The organism is Enterobacter sp. N5-15, from assembly GCF_057221635.1.
Window position 1 is genome coordinate 3,662,646 of the sequence record NZ_CM170150.1, and the last position, 24,427, is coordinate 3,687,072.

At 49.2% G+C, this 24,427-nt stretch carries 21 protein-coding genes; 16 read left to right on the forward strand and 5 right to left on the reverse strand.

All coding sequences use genetic code 11. From position 1 onward, the window contains the following. Window positions 1-116: 116 nt before the first annotated feature. Window positions 117-3,746, forward strand: coding sequence for a DEAD/DEAH box helicase (locus AC2TE5_RS17285; protein WP_332942171.1), 3,630 nt, complete (start codon window positions 117-119; stop codon window positions 3,744-3,746). Window positions 3,747-4,224: 478 nt separating this feature from the next. Here the strand turns inward: AC2TE5_RS17285 and AC2TE5_RS17290 are convergent, their stop codons facing one another. Continuing rightward, window positions 4,225-4,773, reverse strand: coding sequence for a TetR/AcrR family transcriptional regulator (locus tag AC2TE5_RS17290; RefSeq protein WP_180264377.1), 549 nt, complete (start codon window positions 4,771-4,773; stop codon window positions 4,225-4,227). Between the two features lie 129 nt (window positions 4,774-4,902). On the opposite strand from AC2TE5_RS17290, the gene AC2TE5_RS17295 reads away from it, so the two are divergent. From AC2TE5_RS17295 to AC2TE5_RS17315, 5 genes are all read left to right on the forward strand, one after another. Continuing rightward, the gene (locus AC2TE5_RS17295) at window positions 4,903-5,994 is read left to right on the forward strand and encodes an alkene reductase (protein ID WP_252052510.1); all 1,092 of its coding nucleotides are present in this window, start codon (window positions 4,903-4,905) and stop codon (window positions 5,992-5,994) included. Between the two features lie 75 nt (window positions 5,995-6,069). Further along, window positions 6,070-6,852 carry an SDR family NAD(P)-dependent oxidoreductase gene (locus tag AC2TE5_RS17300; RefSeq protein WP_252052509.1) on the forward strand — a complete coding sequence of 261 codons (783 nt, stop codon included), beginning with the start codon at window positions 6,070-6,072 and terminating at the stop codon, window positions 6,850-6,852. A 132-nt stretch (window positions 6,853-6,984) separates the two neighbouring features. Continuing rightward, window positions 6,985-7,803, forward strand: a complete 819-nt coding sequence (locus tag AC2TE5_RS17305) for an oxidoreductase (RefSeq protein WP_332942170.1) — start codon at window positions 6,985-6,987, stop codon at window positions 7,801-7,803. Between the two features lie 2 nt (window positions 7,804-7,805). After that, window positions 7,806-8,207, forward strand: coding sequence for a hypothetical protein (locus AC2TE5_RS17310; protein WP_332942169.1), 402 nt, complete (start codon window positions 7,806-7,808; stop codon window positions 8,205-8,207). Continuing rightward, complete coding sequence (locus AC2TE5_RS17315; protein WP_332942168.1) at window positions 8,204-9,223, forward strand: NADP-dependent oxidoreductase; 1,020 nt, start codon at window positions 8,204-8,206, stop codon at window positions 9,221-9,223. The genes AC2TE5_RS17310 and AC2TE5_RS17315 overlap by 4 nt, the downstream gene beginning before the upstream one ends. Window positions 9,224-9,427: 204 nt before the next feature. Here the strand turns inward: AC2TE5_RS17315 and AC2TE5_RS17320 are convergent, their stop codons facing one another. From AC2TE5_RS17320 to AC2TE5_RS17335, 4 genes are all read right to left on the reverse strand, one after another. Then, window positions 9,428-11,626: a DEAD/DEAH box helicase gene (locus tag AC2TE5_RS17320; protein WP_159873020.1), complete on the reverse strand. Its 2,199-nt coding sequence runs from the start codon at window positions 11,624-11,626 to the stop codon at window positions 9,428-9,430. Continuing rightward, on the reverse strand, window positions 11,623-12,939 hold the full coding sequence (locus tag AC2TE5_RS17325) for an ATP-binding protein (protein ID WP_047058012.1): 1,317 nt from the start codon (window positions 12,937-12,939) through the stop codon (window positions 11,623-11,625). The genes AC2TE5_RS17320 and AC2TE5_RS17325 overlap by 4 nt, the downstream gene beginning before the upstream one ends. Window positions 12,940-12,942: 3 nt before the next feature. After that, the gene (locus AC2TE5_RS17330) at window positions 12,943-15,252 is read right to left on the reverse strand and encodes a TerB N-terminal domain-containing protein (protein WP_332942167.1); all 2,310 of its coding nucleotides are present in this window, start codon (window positions 15,250-15,252) and stop codon (window positions 12,943-12,945) included. 890 nt (window positions 15,253-16,142) lie between these two features. Continuing rightward, entirely contained in the window at window positions 16,143-16,904 is a 762-nt protein-coding gene (locus tag AC2TE5_RS17335) for a hypothetical protein (protein ID WP_332942166.1), read from the reverse strand. 277 nt (window positions 16,905-17,181) lie between these two features. Here AC2TE5_RS17335 and AC2TE5_RS17340 point away from each other — a divergent pair, with 277 nt between their 5' ends. The 10 genes from AC2TE5_RS17340 (at window position 17,182) to radC (ending at window position 24,415) form a co-directional block, all read left to right on the forward strand. After that, a complete protein-coding gene (locus tag AC2TE5_RS17340) occupies window positions 17,182-17,391 on the forward strand; it encodes a helix-turn-helix transcriptional regulator (RefSeq protein ID WP_032755279.1) in 210 nt (69 codons plus the stop codon). Window positions 17,392-17,618: 227 nt separating this feature from the next. Then, window positions 17,619-19,229, forward strand: coding sequence for a YfjI family protein (locus tag AC2TE5_RS17345; RefSeq protein ID WP_047058011.1), 1,611 nt, complete (start codon window positions 17,619-17,621; stop codon window positions 19,227-19,229). A gap of 302 nt (window positions 19,230-19,531) precedes the next feature. Further along, entirely contained in the window at window positions 19,532-20,752 is a 1,221-nt protein-coding gene (locus tag AC2TE5_RS17350; protein ID WP_224224984.1) for a hypothetical protein, read from the forward strand. A gap of 277 nt (window positions 20,753-21,029) precedes the next feature. Next, the gene (locus tag AC2TE5_RS17355) at window positions 21,030-21,494 is read left to right on the forward strand and encodes a hypothetical protein (RefSeq protein ID WP_004114621.1); all 465 of its coding nucleotides are present in this window, start codon (window positions 21,030-21,032) and stop codon (window positions 21,492-21,494) included. A gap of 54 nt (window positions 21,495-21,548) precedes the next feature. Then, on the forward strand, window positions 21,549-21,908 hold the full coding sequence (locus AC2TE5_RS17360) for a hypothetical protein (RefSeq protein ID WP_004136901.1): 360 nt from the start codon (window positions 21,549-21,551) through the stop codon (window positions 21,906-21,908). 84 nt (window positions 21,909-21,992) lie between these two features. After that, window positions 21,993-22,205 (forward strand): hypothetical protein, encoded by a 213-nt coding sequence (locus AC2TE5_RS17365; protein WP_047058010.1) that lies wholly within the window; start codon window positions 21,993-21,995, stop codon window positions 22,203-22,205. A gap of 106 nt (window positions 22,206-22,311) precedes the next feature. Continuing rightward, a complete protein-coding gene (locus AC2TE5_RS17370; protein WP_071067384.1) occupies window positions 22,312-23,133 on the forward strand; it encodes a DUF932 domain-containing protein in 822 nt (273 codons plus the stop codon). A gap of 79 nt (window positions 23,134-23,212) precedes the next feature. Beyond that, window positions 23,213-23,692: an antirestriction protein gene (locus AC2TE5_RS17375; protein ID WP_075206252.1), complete on the forward strand. Its 480-nt coding sequence runs from the start codon at window positions 23,213-23,215 to the stop codon at window positions 23,690-23,692. Window positions 23,693-23,702: 10 nt separating this feature from the next. Beyond that, entirely contained in the window at window positions 23,703-23,843 is a 141-nt protein-coding gene (locus tag AC2TE5_RS17380) for a hypothetical protein (RefSeq protein WP_226863590.1), read from the forward strand. 89 nt (window positions 23,844-23,932) lie between these two features. After that, the gene (gene radC, locus AC2TE5_RS17385) at window positions 23,933-24,415 is read left to right on the forward strand and encodes a RadC family protein (protein ID WP_047058008.1); all 483 of its coding nucleotides are present in this window, start codon (window positions 23,933-23,935) and stop codon (window positions 24,413-24,415) included. The last annotated feature ends 12 nt before the right edge of the window (window positions 24,416-24,427 follow it).

Below are 24,427 nucleotides of genomic sequence, written 5' to 3' on the forward strand. Positions count from 1 at the left end.
ACTTTAGTAGTGGGCCAGATGAGAATTTATATTTCAAGCGAAAGCTAATAGTTTTAGAAATCAAGCTAATTAGCATAATATCTCTTAATTGAAGGGATATGGAGCCGCAGAAATAAATGAAGACACGGCAGTATGCGCAAAAATCAATCTTCGATCTGGAAGCAATCTTCGAGCAGTCCAGCAACAATGCTAGCGAACTTGAACAGTTGTTGAGCGAGCTGACCTTTCGCAACACTGCCAGGGCGCGGACGCTGACGGCTAAAATCGAGCAATCTCTATTTGCTCTTAGCGGCCACAGCGTGGTCGCCATATCGGCTTCCAGCCCATCAACACACCATCCCGATTCGGTGTCCATTCAATCTTCTCGAGTTGTGCCCCACAATTCGCCTGCTGCGGAAGAGCAACTTCAACTGAAGGCCATCCCAGACTCTGCCATACGAGAGCAATTCGACAAAGACCAAATCGACCTTGGTCCGATCCCGTCTTTTTCTCCATCAGGTAAGGCGAATGATGCGCGAGCAATACTGGCAGCATGGACAGCCCTCGAAGCACTGTCGCCTCAAGCTTATAAACGCCCAGAGGATATGGCAACCGGCGACCGCTCTAGGGTTGCTCTATTGGAGCGAGGTGTTCCATGGGGACCAAATGCCCGCAGCAAGCCCAGTTATAAGCTTTATTTCGAGGTCGTCCTCGGCTCCATCGCTCTCGACAAGGCGACGGACGAGCTGGTCAAGGTTTTTGGCGAGGATGAGGAGCGTTCACGCCCGGACGGTAAGAAAGCGGCCATCGGCTCGATCCTGATCGACAAAGAAGGCTTTGTGCTTGAGGACAAAGGCGTTGCCGTGTCCAGTTTTGCCTGGGCACTCAAGCCGGCTCTCGATCTGAAGCTTGGGAGTTTAGGGAATTGGCCGAATGTTGAGCCGCGCATTATCGATCATCTGGTTCGAATGGTTCGCCACCACAACAAAGATGGAGAACCCATACCGATCGATCTGAATGTTGTTCATAACGCTTATAAATGGCTTGTATCGCAGTTCAGTGTACCCGAGCATTTGGTTGAGCCACCCACATTCGCGATTAAGGTGTTTCATCATTTCAAGGCTAAGGCGCCGCCTGAACCTTCGTTACTGAATTCCTTCTATCTTGAAGATCTCGGTGAAGCAACCAAATTGCTCGAGACGGGCAAAGCCGGAACCGGTTTGCGCCGCTACATGGGAATTGGAAGACCTGACCAGAAAATCGACGTGCTATCGCCCATTTCCGCAGTTGAGCCGTTCGTCGCACCGTCGCTCATGCCGCAGGCTCGTTGGCCTTCGAAAGGTGGCCATCCACTGGTGCTGCTTCAACAGGCTGCCGTGAATGCGGCGCGTGCTGAGCTGAATGATGCTCCAGGTATCATCGGCGTCAATGGGCCTCCGGGAACCGGAAAGACCACTCTTCTCCGGGATATCGTCGTTGGATGCATTCTCGATCGGGCCACGGCGATGTCCGGCTTCAACAAACCGCAGGATGCCTTTTCCACAACTGGCGAGAAGCTGGCATTCGGTTCCAATGCATTCCTGCACTTCTACAAGTTACATGCATCCTTGAAGGGCCATGAGATCGTCGTAGCCTCCTCCAATAACAAAGCAGTCGAAAACGTCAGTAAAGAGCTTCCTCTCAAGGTAGCCAATGGTCGCCATGAACAGATCGCCTACTTCCGGTCCATCAGCGACCTGATTGCGAATCCCAAACGCGCCGGCTATTTCGAAGCCGAGGCCGAGGGGGACATCCCCTCCGACACTGTCGAAACCTGGGGTTTGATCGCCGCAGCTCTCGGCAAGAGCAGCAACCGAGGCGCGTTTCAGCAAGGTTTCTGGTGGAATGAAGACGGTGGTTTCCTTACCTACCTGAAAGCAGCTCGCGGCATAAATGTCATGCGTGAGATCAAGGACGAGCGAACTGGCGAAACCATCGATCGCGTGATGCCCAGCGTGGTTGTCAATGAGCGGCCCAGCACCAACGAAGCGGATGCTGCTGCGGCCTGGCAGAAAGCGCGAACCGCCTTTCTTAAACTTAAGGAGACGGTAGACGCCGAAATCGCCAGCATCGAAGAGATGCGACGGGATATCCAGGCGCTCAAGGGAGCGATCACCGAACTTCAAAGAGCTGAACAGCGTCGACCGAGTCTGAATGAAGCCGTCGAAGAGGCACACAAGACTGCTGAATCCTGCCAACGAGAGCATGAGAAGGCAAAATCGCAGATCGAGCAGGACAAGATCATGCTCGACAGCCATCTTGCTTGCCGTCCAGGTTTCTTCTCCCGTTTGTTTGCGACTGCGGCCTGGAAGTCGTGGAGATCGACACTGCAGAAGCTCTCGGCGACCTTGCAGCAATCAGTCATACGGGCGCAGGGGACGGACGGTGCCCTAGAGCTTGCAAGGGCTGAGTGGAGCAATACTGAGTCCCAGTTACAGCAACTCGACCAGGAAATTTCCAGCAAATGTCAGGCTGTCTCGAAATTGAAGGCAACCGAGGCACAGGCACGAAACCGTATGGGAGACAGGGTCGTTGATGAGAGGTTCTTCGAGCGCGAGCACGAGGCTATCCACCTCACTGCACCCTGGCTTCCCGATGAGGTTCATCGCCTGCGGGAGGATCTTTTCGCCGCTGCCCTGACTGTGCATAAAACGTTCATTGATGCTTCGGCCAGCCGCTTGCAACACAATCTTGGGTTATTGATGTCAGGCATGGTAGCTGGTGCCTTCCAGTCTTCCGCTCACCGTGAACTTCTCCCCGACCTTTGGTCAAGCCTTTTCGTGGTTGTGCCGACCGTGTCCACGACATTCGCCTCTGTTCGGACGATGTTCGGGGATCTGCCACCAGAGAGCATTGGTTGGCTTCTGGTAGATGAAGCGGGCCAAGCCGTTCCTCAGGCAGCAGTTGGAGCTATCATGCGGGCAAAGCGCTCCATCGTGGTAGGTGACCCGTTGCAAATCCCACCTGTAGTTTCACTTCCTGAAAAGCTGAACGCCGAAATCTGCAAGTTCTTTGACATTGACCAAGTCGAATGGTCTGCCCCCGCAGCATCTACGCAGACCCTTGCTGATCAGGCATCGCGCTTCAAATCCACCTTCGTCATGGACGTAGGTGATCGAGAAGTCGGGCTGCCATTGCTCGTTCACAGGCGTTGCCAGAACCCAATGTTTGATGTTTCTAACTCCATCGCCTATGCCGGGCAGATGGTCCATGCTGTCGGGCCTAAAAAACCCGGATCTATCGGCTCGGCTTTGGGGAGATCTCACTGGGTGGATATCAATGGCGATGCTGAGACGAAGTGGTGTCCCGACGAGGGCGAAGCGGTTGTGCGAATGCTCAAAGAGCTGGCAGCATCGGGCATTACAAATCCGGACGTATTTATCATCACACCATTCAAGATCGTAGAGCAGAACATGCGTCGGCGTCTCGACAGTGAAACTGATCTGCTGCGAACGTTCGGCGTAAAGCTGGATGAATGGTGCCGTGATCGTGTAGGCACAATCCACACGTTCCAGGGCCGAGAGGCGGACACGGTAATCCTGTTGCTGGGTGCGCCGAAAGCGAGTCAGCAAAGGGCACGTCAGTGGGCGGCAAGCCCACCAAACATAATCAATGTAGCCGTCTCACGCGCCAAGCAAAACCTGTATGTGGTCGGCTCGGCTGCTGCATGGGCAGGGGCGGGAACTAGCCTTCAGGTCCTGCATCGGCAATTGGCGAAATCAGCCTAACAATCTCCGAGGTGGCCCTCATTATTGAGGGCTCATCGCGACTCATTTTTGGCTAACTTCAGTAATGGGCTGGCCGCTATGTGTTAAAATCTGACATTGCTCACATAATAGTCAAGCAGTCACTTTTCACCGCCCATCCAAGCTTGATTATTCTTACCGCTCCCCTTATATCCACACTGAGGAATAACCTCTGACATGGCTAAGGAGTATGATTATGGGGCTTAAACCTGGTCCAAAACCAATCGCAAAATCAACAGGAAAACCCGATCAACGCAGACGTGATAATAAGGATACACCCGGCAATACCCCAGGACTGAAACCAAGCAAATCAACTGGGAAGTAATCGTTTAAGGGTATGGAGAATTCATCTATACCCTTATCTCATCAAATCAGTCTGCTTTAGCCCGTTTAGTGCCAGGAACGGACATTCGCAATTTATTTAAATGAACCGCACAGCAAAATTCTTTTACCAGAAAATTCATCCCTTACAAGAGTCATGACTGATAAGACGCTCGCGACAAACATCCAGAATTTCGTCAGCAAGAGCGGAATTATCTGGACAGGCACGAGACAACACCAGGGCGCCAACAAGATGCGCGATGGTATTTATCAAGTCAGCGCGCGTGCCATTTTCGGTTCCTAAAACTTCCAGTTGCCGCTCAATTCCGGCCGCAAACGTCTCTTTTATTGATTCAGATTGACGAGCTGCATCAGTACCCAGAGCCGACATCACGCAGCCTTTTCCCATGTCATCACGATGTTGTCGGGAGAGATAATATTCAATAAATTTTTCCCGATTAACACCCTCAGTTTTTTCTGCGGATCGCGTAAAGCCGCAGTTCATGGCCTCAGACAGTAAATCTGCCTTGGAACCAAAATGCTTGTAAAAGCCACCGTGAGTTAACCCTGCCTCAGACATCAGTTCCGATATCCCGATACCATCGTAACCACGCTCACGAAAAAGTTCTGAGGCCGTTTCAACAACTCGCATCCTGTTCTCGCGAACCTGCTCTTTTGACACTTTCACGTTTCTACCCTCTTCAAATAGAGCCTGATTATACATTGATGATGATCATAATCAAACTGGTTGACTTTTTAGATTATGATCACCATCATTAAATCAGTACCTCAACCAATCATTTACAGGCGGATAAACATGACGAACCAGGCATTATTTCAACCTTATGATCTTGGCCTCATAACACTTGCCAACCACATCGTGATGGCCCCTCTAACGCGTAACCGGGCTGGTGCTGGGCTGGTACCGGGCGAACTGGCAGCGACTTACTACGCCCAGCGAGCTTCAGCAGGATTATTGATTACCGAAGCCACGCAGATTTCGCCACAAGCGCAGGGATATCAGGATACACCGGGGATCTATACGCAAGCTCAAATAGAGGGTTGGCGCAAAGTGACTGACGCAGTCCATGCCAAAGGTGGGCGTATATTTGTACAGCTCTGGCACGTAGGGCGAATTTCGCATGTCGATTTACAGCCTGGTGGCGCTGCACCAGTCGCACCGTCCGCTATCCGCGCTGAGACGAAAACCTTTGTGAACAACGGTTTTGCTGATGTTTCTGAACCACGTGCGCTGGAAGTGGAGGAAATAAAGGGGATCATCGATGATTTCAGAAAGGCAGCTGCAAATGCCATTGTCGCCGGGTTTGACGGAGTCGAAATCCATGGTGCGAATGGTTATCTGCTGGAACAGTTCCTTAAAGATGGTGCTAATCAGCGTACCGATGAATACGGCGGCTCTGTCGAGAATCGTGCTCGCCTGCTGTTAGAAGTCACTGCTGCCGTAAAAGATGAGATTGGCGCGGAACGCACCGGCGTGCGCATTTCGCCGGTATCTCCTGCTAATGCAATTTCTTGCAGTGATCCGCAACCTCAATATGACTACCTCGCTGAGCAACTCAATGCATTAGGCATCGTGTATCTCCACGTGGTTGAAGGTGCTACGGGCGGCCCGCGCGATGTATCACCGTTCGACTACGACTCACTACGTCGACGCTTTAACAACACCTGGATCGGTAACAATGGCTATGACCTGGCGCTGGCGACCACTCAGCTTGAGCAAGGCAAGGCCGATCTGTTTGCCTTCGGTCGTCCGTTCATCTCCAACCCGGATTTGGTTGAAAGACTGAAGACGGGTGCGCCGCTGGCCTCACTTAATCCTGAAACGCTTTATGGCGGTGGTGCACAAGGGTACACCGATTATCCGTCGCTTACCGGAACCAGCAAGTAGATCTGTGAATATCACGGTTCGACCTGAATCGCACATTGCGGAATCAGTTTACACATTAATAAAGAAGAGCAACTTATGACTAACGCTTCAGTTCTCATTACGGGTGCATCCACAGGTATTGGTGCTGTTTACGCTGAACGATTTGCCCGTCGGGGACATGACCTGGTACTGGTCGCCCGCGACAAAGCAAAGTTAGAGATACTGGCCGATCGTCTGCGACGGGAAAATGGCATTTCTGTTGATGTTCTTCCAGCCGACCTCACGCAAGCGGTCGATTTAGCGACTATCGAAGCGCGTCTGCGTGAAGACGAGCAGATCGGTATTCTTATCAATAACGCAGGTATCGCGCAGTACAGGAGTTTTACAGAGCAGACGCCTGAATCGATAGAACGCCTAATCGCGCTTAATGTCACGGCACTGACGAGACTGGCAAATGCAGTAGCACCACGCTTTGTAAAAGCGGGCGAAGGTTCTATCGTCAATATCAGTTCCATAGTTGGGCTCGCTCCGGAATTTGCAATGACGGTTTACGGTGCAACCAAAGCCTTTGTGCTTTTCCTGTCTCAGGGAATGAGTCTGGAGCTGTCATCTAAGGGTATTTATATCCAGGCGGTACTGCCTGCCGGGACGTACACGGAAATTTGGGATCGTGCGGGTATCGACATCAGTAACTTTGCCAAAATGATGGAAGTAGGTGAGTTAGTCGATGCAGCCCTGGTGGGTTTTGATCGTCGCGAACTCGTCACCATCCCGCCTTTACAGAATGCTGCGCACTGGGAGACCCTCGATGCTTCCCGCCAGGCTCTGCTTTCAGACATCAAACAAGATGAAGCCGCAGAGCGATATAAAACACGTTAAGTAAAGAGTTGCCCTCTGCAGAACAATCTTTTAGGTGTTTTTCAGACGGGCAAATAAAGCATAACGCCCTGATAGCAGGTTTTCTCATTCCCTATGAGAAACCTCAAACAAATCATAAAGGTCTCGTTCAGTATGACAACAAAACGTGTAGCGCTGGTTACAGGCGCTTCGTCAGGTATCGGCAAAGCGTCAGCGACTAAACTTTTAGCTGCGGGTTTTACGGTATACGGCACAAGTCGGCGTGGCGCGCTGGCGGGAACACATCCTTTTCCACTATTGACGCTGGATGTGACGGACGACGCCTCTGTTGAGGCAGCCATTGATGAGTTGCTGCGCCTGGAGGGGCGGATCGATCTTCTTGTAAATAATGCGGGTTTCGGGGTCGCGCCAGCAGCTGCAGAAGAAAGCTCTCTCGATCAGGCCAGGCTTATTTTCGACACCAATTTTCTGGGCATCGTTAGGTTAACACGTGCTGTTGTCCCTCATATGCGCCGTCGGGGCAGCGGGCGTATCATTAACATTGGTTCGATACTCGGTATCGTTCCGTTGCCGTATGTGGCTCTTTACGCTGCCAGTAAGCATGCGGTCGAAGGATACACGGGAGCACTTGATCACGAGCTGCGCACGCAGGGTATCCGGGTTTCTGTCATTGAACCTGCTTACATAAAGACCGAGTTTGAAGCCAATAATATCGAACCGGATGCCAGGCTTGAAGAGTATGACCTTATCCGGGCTAAGCTGACGAAAGTGGTGAGCAAAGCAATGGCCGAAGCGGAAAGTCCGGAAGTTGTGGCGGACGTAGTGGTTAAAGCTGCTGAGGATTTACGACCAAAAGTGCGTTATACCGCGGGAACGCTGGCGGCTAAACTGAATTTTCTTCTCAAATTCGCGCCCTCAAAAATCCTGGATGAGGTAGTGAGAAATAGTCTTCAGCTTGATGCTAGAGAATAAAAATGAAATTTTCGCGACTGGCTATCCTGGCATCAGTGTTGTTTTTCATCCTCGCTACGGTATGGATGATTTTCCCGGAACAGCTCCTCGCCTTGTGGGGGATTGAAAGCACACCAGGTACCAATGTGCTCGGCCGACGTTCTGCTGCATTCTTCGCTGGAACAGGAGCAATGTATGTTTTAGCGAGGAATGCTGAGCCTTCTCCAACCCGATATGCTCTGGCCACCGGCATTAGTACGATATCTTTCATGTTAGCCGTGTCTGGCCTGTTCGAATGGTACAAAGGACATGTTAACGGGCAAATTCTTTTTGCAGTATTTATCGAGCTGCTACTGGGAACCGCTTTTTTACTCAGCAATATTGGCATTGGCACCCGGAAAATCAACAGGATAAACAACAAATGAATACGAAGACGATGAAAGCGTTTACGTTTAAACGCTATGGTAAATCTCCGGAGTTGGGATTTGATAACATAGATTATCCTTCCATCGGTCCTGACGAAATTCTGGTTAAGGTTTACGCTGTAGGCCTCAATCCCATTGACAACATGATCCCCACCGGAATTTTCAAACCAGTTTTGCATTTTAAGCTGCCAGCAACACTAGGTAGCGACCTCTCCGGGATTGTGATTGCAACAGGAAGCCGGGTGACGCGTTTCAAGCCAGGCGACGAAATCTTCGCGAGTATTTTCGACAGAGGTACAGGCTCTCTTGCCGAATTTGCCGTTGTTCCTGAAAGTCTCGCGGCCATTAAACCTGCAAATATCGATTTTGTGCAGGCAGCTTCACTCCCGATGGTAAGCCTCACCGCCTGGCAGGCGCTCACAGAAAGAGCCTGTTTGCAGTCTGGACAGAAGGTTTTCATCCCGGCTGGTTCAGGAGGAATTGGTAGTTTTGCCATCCAGTTGGCGAAGCACCTTGGCGCAAAAGTGGGAACGACAACAAGTTTAGTCAATGTCGAATGGGTTAGTCGTCTTGGCGCAGATGAAGTGGTTGATTATAAAAAGCAGGAGTTTGAAAATGTTCTGAGTGGCTACGATATTGTTCTGGGCACTGTGAGAGGAGATACGATAGAAAAGTCCACTCACATTCTTAAGCCTGGCGGAAAGATTATTTCACTCATTGGGCCATTAGATGCTGCTTTTGCACGTGAGCGACATTTAAATATTTTTCTGCGTACTGTATTCGGCCTGATGAGCCGTAAAATCATACGTCTTGCAAAGAAGAGGAGCCAAACCTATTCATTTCTGTTCGTTCGACCTGATGGCGCACAACTCACTCAAATAAGTATGCTCGTGGAAGCGGAACACGTCCTTCCAGTGATCGATAAGGTTTTCCCCTTTGCAGAATCAAAGCATGCTCTTGACTATCTTGCTGGAGGACATGCGAAGGGCAAAGTTGTCGTTAAGATACAAGATTGAAAAGAACGGTGATTTGTATCAGCCTACTTTTGAGTAAATCGCAAGAGGCTTTTGCCTCAGGGAAGAGGTGCACAACGTCCGCTCCTCGCTCAAAGCAGACCTTATGACCTCGATTTCTGGCAGATCCGAGCCAAGAGCGAAAATTGATATCATCAATCGGCCTCAAGCTTAAGGGGAACATCTCCCCCTTTTTATGTAACCAGTTTACTGAAGATGTTCTTTCAGCCAGGTACACGCGCCTTCAATGTCATACGCTTTTTCCCCAAATCCTTTCGCAAGCAGAAACTCTGGTAAATATTCATCATATTTATCTAAGTACTTTTCTGGAACATTTACAGCAAGATCAAACGCTGAGGGCAAGCCTGACAGCAGCAGGCCTTTAAGGGCCTGTTGAACAGAAGTGATACTTGAGCCGTCAATTTCTATAACTCCAGCCAATGAATTAGCTTTAAAGCCACAACGTATGAGCAAGGCTGTAATCGTATTGACAACCTTATCTCCCATCCATGGGAGGATGTAACAGTATTGGCCGCTCGTAAGAAAATACTCATTTTGCAGGTTATAACTCTGGAAGTTACGACTGCCTTCCGCAAATAGGCTTCTGGCGGCAGAATCGGCATAATCTACTCTCTTGCTACCTATTGCTATGCGGTAATCACCTTCCCTATAGATAGCGAGCATTTCCTGACGAACGGCATCATGAACAGACATTCCCCCCCCACTAAATTGTGGTGGCTGACCGCCTTTGGTCGCCTCTACATAGATAACTTTTTTCTCTGTCTCGATCTCTGTCACTCTCCAGCGCCGCCCACCGAAGATGATGTGTTGATCTGGTAGCAGTGGGGAGTCCACAGGCACTGTTCCAAGGGTTCTGTTTCCGGTGACAATGCGGAACTCTTCTGGTGTGTTGAACACGGCATAAAACGTATAATGGTTAGTCAGTTTCTCTCCCTCTGCCCCAACAACCATTTCTCCACTAGCGAGTTGAGTGAGCAGGCCACATGCCCCCATATGTTTAAGCAGGCTTTTGAAATCGCCTATATCCACATTACGGAACGGGCCTGTTTGACATAGCTGTGACCAGAGTTGATCGGCACGAACTCCGCCCCATTGCGCGGTAATAGCAAGAATCTGGTGTAGCAGCGTGGAGTAATGCATCTGCTGGGAATCGGCAGGCTCAAACCATTGTTTAGAGATCATCAGTCTGATCATTGCCATCGACTGGACCAAATGCAGCCGTAGGTGGTCAACGATACTGCTAGTCACAGTGAGCTCATTTTCTGTAATTAGCATTCTTAGAACTGATGGGGAGTCGCGTCGCCCAGAACGTCCCATACGCTGACGCAGACTGGAAACAGTATGCGGAGGCGTAACTTGGATAACCGACTTAACCTTACCGATATCAATTCCCAACTCAAGCGTCATTGTACAAACAGCTGTTGTGGGCAAATTTCCTTTCTGAAGACGAGTTTCAAGCGCTTCCCGCAATTCCTTGGCAAGGGAACCATGGTGGGGAAAGAATTCATTGGGAACAATATGTTCCTCACACATGTCGCTCAGCGTGGCAGCAATGCTTTCAGTCCGCTTTCGACTGTTTGCAAAGACCAAATGAGAATCGCCACGGCAAAGTCTAAAAATGTCAGCGCAAACGTCATGTTCAGCTGAACTCTGAAGTTCTTCTTCTTTTTGGAGCACTCGCTCCAGATAACCTTTGACCTGTACCTGAAGAGTGGCCTCGCTCTTACTATCTGTAACAGTTACGCAGGGTAGTCGTTTGTCCGGGCGCAAAAGTTCGGGTACTTTTTCCAGTTCCCCCAGCGTGGCACTCAACGCAACGCGGGGAATTGGATTTACCAGGCGTCCTAACACATGGTCAATTCTATTGAGCAGAGAAAGCAGCTGTACACCACGCTCTGAGCCAATGAAAGCATGAAACTCATCAATAACGATGTATGCGACTGACGAAAACGCCTGTTTGAGCCAGCCCATTGAATTTATGAGCAAAGACTCAAGTGACTCAGGTGTAATCAGTAAAATGCCAGCAGGGTTTGTCCGAGCCTTCTTCTTTTTGCTTTGTGGTACATCCCCGTGCCAAGGAGTCACTGGCATTTCTAATGCATCTCCAAGGCTCTCAAGACGACGGTACTGATCGTTAATCAATGCCTTCAACGGACTGATATAGACGATGCCAAATCCATTAGTGAGATCTGCAACTGCCGAACAGGCAGGAAGAAAGAAAGCCTCTGTTTTACCCGCTGCTGTGCCTGCACTGATTAGCACGTCTCGATCACGGGCTAAAATTGCCGGGATAGAACTCTCCTGCAAGGGCCTTAATGTAGACCACCCCTGCTTGTAAACCCACTTGCGGACGCGGGGATCGAGACTATCATAGGCACTGCTCATAATTTGAAGTTAGCCAGTCCGTCGTCGTCATCGCTTTCCTCTATAATGGCGTCATCCATTTCGCTGGGCCTGTCCTCTTCAATCGCCACACCCTCGATTAGTGTTTGCCAGTTCATCGTTCTGTTTTGTTCCAGCACGGCCAGCATGTCCAGGAAACCTTTTATGGTATTACGGGGGGTACGGAAGTAAGCGTCTCCAATGGTTTTACTACAGTGATGCAGAAATCCAGTCAGTGCCTCATCTGGAACCAGATAATTCTCTGGATCTCCGCCTGCATAAACATGAAGAAGATTTCTCAGTAAAATATACAGTTCCTCAGGGGTGAGGCTGGCAAGATGCAAAGTGGGAGACGAGTAGTCAATCACTCCTGCTTTTTGCGCGAACCGATTTTCCGCCAGACGTGATTGGAGCGCCTCATAGCTGTAAAGACCTTTGCGAGGATCGAAAAGGAACTCTGGCGTCCCCCCGAGGATAAAACCAATATTCTCGGCTGAGCCTTGCAGGCAGTCATTCAGGATCCGCAAAATCTGTTCGTAGTTCGCTGTTCTTGCTTGCGTATTATTCAGTTTAAAGAGGTTCACCATTTCGTCGAGGCTGACCAAAAGACCGGCATAGCCTGCCTGGCGGACAAAAAGGCTCATCAGCTTCAAAGAGTCATAGAATGAAGCGTCTGAGATAATAGTCCGAACGTCGAGATCGTTACGGGCATCAGTTTTAGTGGTGTACTCTCCCCGCAACCAGCGAATAGCATTGGATTTTAGTGTTTCGTTATCCTGCTCATGCCCGCGCCAGAATGCATCAATGACCTTCGCAAAGTCATATCCGCCGACCATATCTGATAGTGCTGCCAGGCGTTTATGAATAACTGATGAAACCTCGGAGCCGTTCGTGTCAGCTTCCTTCCTTGCCTCCGTAACGAATCTTTCAACAACGCTAAGTAACGCATTACCATCCGGCTTGTTTCTGGTGGACATGTTTTTCATAAGCTCAGAATAGAGATTACGAGCCTGACCTCCCGATGAGTGAATGCGTCTGTCAGGAGAAAGGTCTGCACTGATTGACACCAGCTTCTTCTCTAGCGCAATAGAGCGCACAACACTCAGAAAGAACGTTTTACCAGAACCATATTCACCGATGATAAGTCTGAAGCTTGCACCACCGTCAGCAATCCTCTCAATATCCTGGTGGAGAGCGGTGATCTCATTCACGCGGCCAACCTGGATATGCTGAATGCCTATCCTTGGCGTTACACCTGACTTAAGTGACTGAATAATAGCGTCGCGTTCTTTCACTCTTATACGTGTTACAGACATTCACTATCCCTCTAATTCTTTGGCAATTTCCAGGTCAACCCAGATATCATCATCGGCATCGTCCAGTACCGGAGCATCAACCTCCGCATAGGACCAGTCATTAATCACCTCAAGCGCACCGCCGAGCATCAAATTCAAATTTCCGCACAATTCTGTCGCCTCTTTCCGGGACCACTGTTCTTTCTCCAGCAAACTGCGATAAAGCTGGCTATGTGCGGAGTCTAGCCCCCCCGCCTCCGTTAATGAGGCTGGAGCGCTTTCTGGCTCTTCCGGTTCTTCTTCGGTGAAAATTGTGTTCAGCAATTTACGAACATCATCCGTGGCAGATTCGTGGCGGGCAAGTACATTAGCATCCAGTGTGAACCCTACTGCTGGCTGATCAGTTGGTATAGACGAGACGAGATCATGTTCAGTTGCGGAATGCTGATGGATATTGCTCGAGACAGATGAGGGATCCAGCCCCAAACTTGAATAAATCTTCTCAAGCTGTTTGATTTCGGCAGGCGCTATTGTCCTATCCGAACAGGCAACACTAACGATAACTTTACCCACAGCAGCTTTTTCCGCGGCCCCCATCAACTCAATCCTGCTTTTCATTCCTGTCATATTGGCTGGGGTATGAAGTTGCCACGTTAAATACGCATGTAGAGAGCGTTTTTCATCATCGGTGAAGCCAGTATTGTTGTTGATGGCATTCTCAAGCACTTTCTGTTCAGCTTGATCAAGAGAATCGTCAATCAAGGCGACCATCGCCCCTAATCTGAGCGTCATTACTGCTGAGATAAATTCAGAAGAAGGTGAGAAGCGTCCACCTTCGGCGGCAGGGAATAGAACAAGTGTCCCATCAACATCCGCCTTCACATGGTGATAATACGGGTCAGGTGCCAGACCGTAACCCATCTTCAGAGCAAAGGCCTGCATCAAATCGGCCTCTTTTTTATTGATCTTATTGGGGCAACTGGCATTCATATGTGCCCAAAAGTCAGCAACTGAGACTAACCCCTCCTTGACGAGGATCGCCTCATCAGCCCAGCGTTTGAATGAGCTTAATATTTTTTCTGCGCTTTCATTAACGATCTCTGAAGGGAGCAACATAATTGCAGCCGTATCATTGACTGACTTACCTTTCCTACCAAGGTAGCGACTATAAGCATCAAGTTCATCCGTACATATGTCGGCAAGAGCCATAATTTTCTGGACAGGGCTCTTCAACGCACTTGGATCAGGCAGGTCGGGAACAGGGAGTCGAACACCTCGCAAACTAGGACTTGCTGGTGTGTAATCTAACCTTAGGCGCGTTTTATTCGCCTTAACGACCATCCCTTCACCATATTTGAGGGTGTAACGCCGTTTGAAAAGCGCAGCAAACTCTTTAGCACAGCGGCGAGCCGGGGTACGCAGCGAATACTCGGTGTGGTTTATTACCCAGTTCAACGCCAGTTCAGCTGATACAGGAACTCCTTCATGTACAGTTTTTGCCAGAGCCAGCTTAAATTGCATGCTGTTGCTGAAACCTGAATTGCTATCGAGCTCAGTGGCTAAGCCCATGTTCGGGCGCAGAATAGACATGGCTTCGAGTAACTGGGCCGAATATCCACGGAATGAGCGGTTCTCAATGAATACGGCTCTTAACCGAGCGACTTCTTTGAACAGATTACGGAACTCAGCATCAGGGAATTTTGGGTCAATGGAATCTATGAGCGCTTTTCTTTCCAGGCCGTAGAGGTAGATAAAAACATAGCCGATAGGACACGATTGATCAGACCTATCGCTGGCGAGCCAACTGACATACGCACCGCGTGCTTCTGGGGAAAGAGAGGAAAACCTGGGCCAGTATCCTAATGAACTGTCCTCGTAAAGATAAGAAGTAGGTTTTATCTTACATGTGTCATCAATTAATGATGCCTCATTTCCATCGTCATAATAGCCGCCTGATTCCTGACCGGAGGGCTTCATACGTTGCCCCAAGTATATGTGGCCACCGCTAATTGCTACACCAGCTACAGTTATCATCTCACCCGGAAGTACCCATCGAGCTAGTGCACCTGCTGACTTTGAGGTGTTCCGGTAATGATTGGTTGTCACCCGAAGTTCAACACCCCGGCCACCGCTCAATGTAAAAGTTGCAAGGTTATCGTCTTCACTATCATCGTTTCGCACAACCGCCTCTTTTTTCTTGATGTCAGCGAGCCATTCTTTTGGTGGTGCCTTCACGGGGCTTGAAGCATAAGACTTTGGAGATTTACGTTTTTTCTTTCTAAAAAACAACAAGTAAATTACTAAAATCGCCGCCAAAAACCTCAATAACTCCATGATATATAACCTTAAAATCATTCTCTATTCACATTTGAAATGTGGTAGGGAATTCATGGCAAGTGGATTAATCTCAAAATAATACGTCTAAATCGCTAGGGTTAAAAGCAAATCGCAATTAAAATTAACCAATTGATTTAAATGACAAAAATCATTAAATGATTTACTTAACCAGAAGTGAATTTTTAAGGAGTAAAAAGCCTGCTGGGCCATTCGCCTAAAAATGATGTTGTACTAATGCTAGGTTAACATACGAGCAAATATACTTCGGATGCAGAACTGACCGCTGTATGATGACATTTACCTAGTCGTTGAGAATTTCGGTAACTATTGGAAAGCCGTTAGAGACTGTACATTCTCGGATTTTAAGAGTAGCTGGTTTAGTTTTGTGTAATAGCTGCGTCAAGTCAAACCTGATCTATGAGCAGATATAGCGAGGGGCCCCACGCTGATTTTTATCAACTAATTAAGCTATGAGCTGAGTTGTGCCGAAGTTAAGATATCCTCATCACCTACGTTGATGAGCTGAAGAGCACCTCTGACGCCATTAATGCAGTTTATCCGGAGAGCGGATTAAGTTCTGTATCATTCACATGGTGCGCAATAGCCTACGGCTTGTATCTTAGAAGGACTACAAAGCATTAACCCATGACCTGGGGTACCAGCGGCAGAGGCGGTTTTACACGACGAATACCATTGCCAGATTGGACAGTGTGATCCGGCATACCATTAAAAAGTTGTATCGCTATCAACCCTGTCAGTATCGCTAAAAAGATGATGATGTTCAGGGGAGCTCGTATCGTCTTATTATCAGCTCTATGCTCTTCTGCACAGCCACATCTGAGAAAAGGCAGTCACATTGAATCACGTAGCGCTCTCAAGGTACCGGACTATCGATTTTGCGACACCCCGATACGTTTTTGTACTGCCTTCGCGAACGCCGCCTTCACTCTTTTGTCTTTGACTGACCATTCAGCCAACAACTTGCTCTGGCTTGCCTCCACCATTGCCGCGTCCCGTGAGTCGTTTTTATCCTGTGCGGAAGGCCATCCATGCTCCTCAAGATAGGGCCTTAACGCTTTAATAATTGCGTTGATGGCATCGGTTTTAGTTTCCCAGCCCTCAGGTTGCGCTTCCAGGTGTTTTATCACTTCGTCTTTAACGCCATCAAAACGTGTCGCTTTGACCTTTCCGCCATAAGCAGAATTGAGTTTATGCCGTTCCTTGATTCTTTTACCTGCTGCGGATTCACTGCGTTTCAGACCGCGATCCAACAACGCGATAGCCCTCAGCATTAATTGCACCGCATGATCTGGATCAGATTCGAGAGCCGATGTTCCCTGCTCCCAGTATTGTTCAGCCTTAGACATATCGTTCCTGATCCCCTTTATCATCCATTCTGAAAGACTGAAAATTTTCAGATAACGCCGCCATTTTTTCTCTCCGTGCTCATCAGCAAGTCGCCGCGCTAAATCTTCATCCTTCGTTTGTCTCCCTGTTTGTAGCACGATAACAATTTCAGTATCTTTATTCAGCCATTGCCTGGCGATATGTTTCTGTCTGACCCCGAGATGAAAACGTAACGCTTTCCTCTTTTTACGAAATACGATGAGTAACTCATCAGGGGTAAAATCCCTGTCTAAATCAGCCATGAAGTCCCTCTTTTTGAATGACAATTTCTATACTCCAGTAAATTTCCTTGCCTGACACCTGGAACGACTCATTCTTGCCCTTAGCCAGACGCTTCCGACACCATTTTCGAAAAAAAAACATTCTGTCACCAACAAAAAATGGAAAAAAACCCTAAAAAAAACCCTATCTCGTTGTTATAAAATGCCTTTTTTGCTACAGCCACCAGGCGGGTGCCATTACCTGTTCCGGCACCATACAATTGCGTCCATATCGAAAGAACAGGGGGAATTAACAGATATGTCTGTACAAGGTATCAGGATACTGCGCATACGCGCCGTTGTTAACAAAACTGGCATCGCCCGCTCAACCATCTATGACTGGATTAACCCGAAGTCACCGCGTTACGACCCGACCTTCCCGAAACAGCGCAGGCTGGGTATGCAGTCCGTCGGCTGGCTTGAGTCAGAGCTAGATGCATGGCTGCTGGAACGCCAGCAGCCATCATAAGCGATGAGATAGTATTGGTAAAAATTAAAGGAGGATACGCAGGTTATATAACAACGTCTCTGATTTAAATATGCGCTCGCTGCGACATATTTTTGCCAGTTGCAAGGAAACAGAATGCGATTATTTATTGGGTAAGATTATTACTTTAAATAAATTTTAACGCTTGGCTATTTTATTATATTCACAACTAACCCGTTACTGAAAACAGTAACCAAGGAGAATATTACATGCAGAATTTACTGCCATACACTGTCATTCCGAAAATGCCGGAGCCTTATATTCCCGTACAAAACAGAACCCCGGAGGGTTACCCTGTCTTCGCGTTCCCGCCGGTGATGCGGGATGTCATTGATGCTCTTTATAACGAGACGGGTATCCCGGCGGAACTGATAGCGGGGGCCGTACTGGCAGCCGCTTCCCTCGCCTGTCAGGCTCATATTGAGGTGGTACCACCACACTCATCGGATCCGATGCACTGTGCACTGTATCTACTGACGCTGGCGGTCTCAGGAGAAGGTAAGACCAGTATCAGCAAAAAAGTGATGAAACCTTTTTACCGGTTCTCTGAGCAAATGAAGCAGCAGCACGACAGTCTGATGAAGACGCACCTGCGTGCTGACAATATCTGGAAAATACACCAGAAAGCACTGACCAGTAATCTGTACACTGCCATCAAAAACGGTTATGAGGGGATGGAAGAAGAACGGCTGTTAGATGAGCATGCAGAAACCCGGCAGCAGCCTCCAGCCCGTCTGGCGATGCTTTATGATGACACCACCGCAAAGGCGCTCCTGGAAGGTCTGAGCCGGTACTCTGAAGCCGGGGTGGTCTCAGATGAGGCAATTACCTTTTTTAAAGGGTATCTGAAAAACAACCTCGGTTTACTGAATAAAGCCTGGGACGGGGAGACCTATGAATACCACCGCCCGGGCGGCGAAGAGTACGATATCAATGCCTGTCTGACCCTGGCATTAATGGTTCAGCCTCCGGTCTTTGAAAATTACTGCCGCAACCACGGTGAACTCAGCAAGGGAAGTGGTTTTCTGTCACGGTTTCTTTACATCAATACCATCAGCACACTGGGTCGTCGCCGCACCAATACAGGTCACGCTCAGTCTGATGAAGCATTAAATGTATTCCACCAGAAAATTAACCAGTTGCTTGATAAGCAGAAGGTGCGTTTTTATAGTAACGACTCGCAGAAACAAACGCTCAGGTTATCTGATGATGCGACCGCTTACTGGGCAGAAAAACAGTCAGAGCTCAGCCGTAAAGCAGCCCCCGGACAACAGATGGAACATATCAGTGAAATTGCAGCCAAAGCGGGGGCGAATGCCCTCAGGGTTGCGGCCATCCTGACATATATGTATTCACCTGAGAGTTTATGTATTTCGCGGGGGGTAATCCAGGCCGCCTTCAACATTGTGGAATGGCATCTTGAAGAAGCGGAAAGGCTTTTTTTCCCTTCTTCTGAACGGAATGCATTTATGGAAGACGTTTACGAGATGTTCAGGTGGCTTAAGGAGAAATTTCTCGATGATAAGGGATATCCATTCAGGAAAAATGAGGTAAACCGGAACGGCCCGAATCGGTTGCGTGACGCCAGTAAATCACAATCTGTTCTGGAGCAGTTAATCGCACTGGGTCTGATTTGTTTTATTCGTCCGGGCCGTCATTCTGCGGTGTATATTGCCATGCCTTCCCTGGAAGATCGCCACTCATGGTGTATTCCACCGGCATTCCTGGAGAACGGACATAATCCGATTATTGCATCGCCAGAGAATGTTACTGGTAGGTATGGTTTTGAATACTTTGACTTTAACAGGCTGGAATATTAATCGGGACACCTCACTACAGAGACCCGAATGGCCAGAGCGTAAACCGGTTAAATGTCTTCGAAAAACAGCCACAGAGGCAAAAACCCCGCGCCAGTCGCGACTGGTCGCAATCCGCGCGGGGTTTTCTCAGAATACAGTGCTAAAAAACAGATAATGACGACTGGTGGAAAGCTCTGTGGATATGAACCATTAACAGCCATCAAAACATGTAATTTAACACAATGTGTTTTGCTAGTGTATTTCTTACTCATTTGAGACAAATACATTAACATTTAATTAATGTTGATCAATAAATATATTTAATGACATATAAAAATAGCATCATTATTATTAACAATAAAAGCAAAGATATTACCACATTAAATAAGAGTTTAATTATGGCCGTATGTAAAAGAAATAACTGCATGGCACAGATCGGCCATTCACCCGCCGAACGGATATTACGGCTATGCCCGGCACATTATCAGGGCAGACAGTTAAATGCAGCCAGACGAACGGAAAGAGCAGCATTAATATGCCAGTATCCTGCCTGTGGTATCAGTATATCTGAAACCCGCAATCAGTTTTATTGTTGTAAGGAACATCGGGATAAAGCCCGGAGGTTAATCGATGACGATGCTATTATAAGACTGGTTAAGCACTCTTACTGGCTCAATGTGGAAGCTATGCTAAAAAATAATTCCCTTGGACTGGGGAGTATCACCGGTCCGACGGATATTGCAGACCTCATTCGGTTATATCAGCGCAAAGCTGACCACCAGAAAACGTATAATACGCTGAACGGGCACAGAGTTGCTGATACGCCAAAAAGGTTAATCCCCTGGCTGGATCTTGAGCTATGCCACATTTACCCTAACTCTAAGGGCGGTGCAAATATCGCCAGAAACATTATCATCGCACCTGCTGCTATAAACCGGATGATGAAGGATTTTATCCCCTGCTGTCAGTCAGGAGTGCTGAGTGGCATAAAAGCAATGGAAACACCTCAACCGGTTAAATCGACCTTACTGAAAGCGTTAACGGATAAATACGGTTCAGATGCTGTACAGGAAGCATTGTACGGAGTTAAGCATCTTGCCTTTGCTGATTTAAGTCTGTCACGCAGGCTATTTGACACTGATATTTACGCATTTCCTCCACTAACCCGTCTGTTAAAAGAGGAAGCCTTACGCCTGAATTTGATGTCACTATGGGAAACGCTGGTTTGTACCGAAGTCAGCGTCTGGCTTAATGCCGGGCCTGCGAATGAATTATTTGCCGTTGCCGCGTTTCATGCGTTGCTGAACGGCGACGGCGACCGCCTGCTGGAGCAATGTTATCGTTTAGTCGATGAAATCAGGGTGAAGCACAAGCGGGGGTCTCAACAAATCTACGACGAATTTCAGCATATACTCAGCCAGTACATGGCAAAATATTTTCACATTGACACTAGCGACCACAGAGCCTGTAATCTCTTCTATAACCGCTTTTTTAGTGTTCCTCCTGTCACAGAGGACGGTGTCTGCGCCATACCGCCTCAGTGATGCATTTCCTCAGCCTGTGTTCAATAAAATCTCAGATATATATCACCCTTCTGAAGTGAAACCGGACCATCGATAAACTCGGGCGAGGTTTACGGTAAATATATTTACTGAACCACGATCAATTTTGTCGATCGGTTCGATCGAATTTCATCGTTATCCCCTTCTTTTTTGCAGCTATAAAATCCCAACGGGATGCTTATGACTGTCTGTCTTCTACTAAAAATCATGCAGATACCCTTTCCGGGTAGCGTTTTACGAAAACCAGAGGTGCACAAAAATGAACAGAAAAATGATTCACCCTTTACTACTGACCTGTGCGCTGGTACCGGCAGTGGCAATGGCCTTCGGTAATCAAACCACCTGGACCCGGGGCTGGGGCCAGGGAGTATCAGAGTTTGTTATCAATGGGGAAAGTCAATCGCAACTGTCTCTGACCTGTGAGGATTACGGCTCGCAACCGGCCACGGTCATATTCACTGACGCCAGCGGGCATCAGGTCAGTATGGATGAAGATAAAAGCCTTCAGGTCAGTATCGACGGTGGAGCCCCCATCGACATCAGCGAATCTGGCAGTCGAGTGGGCGGTAATAACCTGGCGCTGGCCTGGGCTCAGCTACGTAATGGCAAACAGGTCTCAGTAACCGGAGACGGTGTTAAGGATGCCACATTCACGCTGGCTGGGGCAGCAAAGGTATTGCCAGTATTCGGGACCCACGGCTGCGTGGGTAAAGATGCACTCTAGCCTGCATCTGAATTTAATACCTGTTGATTACGTTATTTTTAAAAGGAACAGTTTATGAAATTTAAACACATGCTGGTGCCCGCACTGTTTGCACTGTCAGCCCTGGCGCTGGCAGAGCCAACGCCATCCATCAAAGTGGAGACCAGTAATCAGGTTCACCCTGCCGGAACACGCTACGTCACGGTCGTGGTCACTGCACTGGATAACACCGTGAAAGTCGAAAATATTGACGTGAACCGGGGAAACTGTCGCATTGCCAACCAGAAATATCTGTACTCCAGTAATAAAGAAACTATTTTGCCTGCCACCCTGCGTTACGGGCAGTCCGTCAGCGTGAGTTTTTATAATAACTGCGTGGCTTCAGAAGTCGTCGTCACTACTGATAAGGGGGGATGGCGTTACACTTACCACTGAGTCCCCGCCCCTGATTAACGTTTCCCAACCTAAAAAATGCCACAAGACCAACGGGCTGCCGCTGCGCAGTCCAGAGTAAATCCTATGACCTTTCTGAAAATGCTGGTGACCGCCCTGAGCCAGGCGCTGACCTGGTGCGGCGGACATCATGCCCGGCAGTATATTGAAATCCGCTTTCGTCAGGCCGGTTACGATGACGACTGCATTGATACAGCCCGGGAAGCGGTCACGTTGCTGGTCACTGCACTTATCTCCGCCCTGATGGCGCAGATACTGAAGATTCTGGATACGCTGTAATCCCGCCCTATCCGTTCATTGAGAACAACACATCCAGCCCCTGCCTCCTCACGGAGCAGGGGCTTTTGCTTTTATGCCTTCAGATTAACCAGATGAGGAATCAACTATGCGATTAGCCAGCCGTTTTGGTCGGGTGAACCAGATTCGCCGTGACCGTCCCTTAACCCACGAAGAACTGATGCAGCATGTCCCCAGCGTCTTCGGGGAAGACAAGCACGACTCCAGAAGCGAAAAGTACACCTACATACCCACGATCACCCTGCTGGAGAACCTTAAACGCGAAGGGTTCCGGCCATTCTTTGCCTGTCAGTCACGAGTGCGCGACCAGAGCCGACGGGAACATACAAAGCATATGCTGCGCCTGCGTCGTGCCGGTCAGATAAACGGTCAGCAGGTGCCGGAAATCATCATTCTGAATTCGCACGATGGCGCGTCGAGTTTTCAGTTACTGCCGGGGATATTCCGAAGTGTCTGCACTAATTCGCTCGTCTGCGGACAGTCGTTTGGCGAGATCCGCGTGCCACACAGGGGGGATGTCGTCGGGAAGGTGATTGAGGGTGCCTATGAGGTGCTCAGCGTCTTTGACCGGGTGGAAGAGAAACGTGACGCTATGCAGTCCCTGCAACTCCCGTCACCAGCACAGCATGCACTTGCTAAAGCGGCGCTGGCCTACCGTTTTGGGGAAGAGTACCAGCCAGTGACTGAATCGCAAATCCTTGCACCTCGCCGCTGGCAGGACGAGAGCGATGACCTGTGGACTACCTACCAGCGCATTCAGGAAAACCTGCTGAAAGGCGGGCTAAGTGGCCGTACCGCGCAGGGTAAACGTACCCATACCCGCGCAGTAAACGGGATTGATGGCGACGTTAAGTTAAACCGTGCGCTCTGGGTGATGGCCGAAAACATGATGGGCCTGTTGGGCGGGTAATAACCCGCGCCCCGCCACCGAAATCAATCCCCGGCCCGAGTCTTCCATTCAACATCTCCATGCATAAGGAAAAATTAACATGACCGACATGATTAATATTAACGATAAAAATCAGCTACCTCTGCAGGCTGACGATAACGGTTCTGCACATGCTCTGACAGCCGCGCCCGTACCAGACGAACAGCGTGTGGAGTTCTGGCCGCAGCACTTTGGCAACATCCCGCAGTGGATAACCCTTGAACCGCAGGTCTTTGCTTGGATGGATCGGTTCTGCGCTGACTACAGCGGCGGTGTCTGGAATTTTTATACTCTCAGCAACGGCGGGGCCTTCATGGTTCCGGAAACGGACAACGATGTCTTCTGGTCGCTGTTCAACGCCATGAACGGCAACGCCTCAGACATGAGCGCCGAAGCTGCAGGGATTGCAGTCTGTCTTATCGCTTACAGTCATCACGCTTGCCGCACGGAATGCGACTCCATGACGGAACATTACTGGCGTCTGCGTGACTATGCGCTGAACCACGCAGAATGCAGCGCCATCATGCGCATTATCGACTGAGCATCCCGCCATGCCGTATGAACTGTCTCACCTTAATGCCCTGTGGGATACGCTGAGGAATACAACGGTCAGGGATGAGGACGGTGACCTTGTGACCGACGAACCCTTCCTGCATTTCCTGACGGGTACCCCTCTCTTCCATATCTGGTGATGGTTTGAATCCCTGCACGACGAGTTCGTCGTTGCCGAAAAACTGTACAACACATCTCCTCCCAACGCGTCAACAGACAGGAAAAGCAAATGAATATCACCACGTGTCCCCCTGACAGCGGGGGAATATCTCCCACCGCGCAGCGCACCATCAGACGCGCTCTGACCCTGCTGGAACGCCAGTTACGCGAGCCCGGCGAGGCATTTACCTCCAGCCATGCAGTTCGCGACTGGCTTCGCCTGCAGCTCGCCACACTGGAGCGTGAAGTATTCATGGTGCTCTTCCTCGATAACCAGCATCGTCTTATTGCCCATGAAACGCTCTTCACCGGCACCATCAACCATACGCAGGTACATCCCCGTGAAGTGATAAAGGCAGCACTGAAATACAACGCGGCTGCCATCGTGCTTTCACACAATCATCCGTCAGGTTATGCCGAACCCAGCCATGCCGACAGATTGCTTACTGACCATCTGAAGCAGGCACTTAAACTCGTGGATATCTGTCTGCTGGACCACCTGGTAGTGGGAGGCATGGACATCGTCTCGTTTGCCGAGCGTGGCTGGCTTTAGGGAGAGAATAAC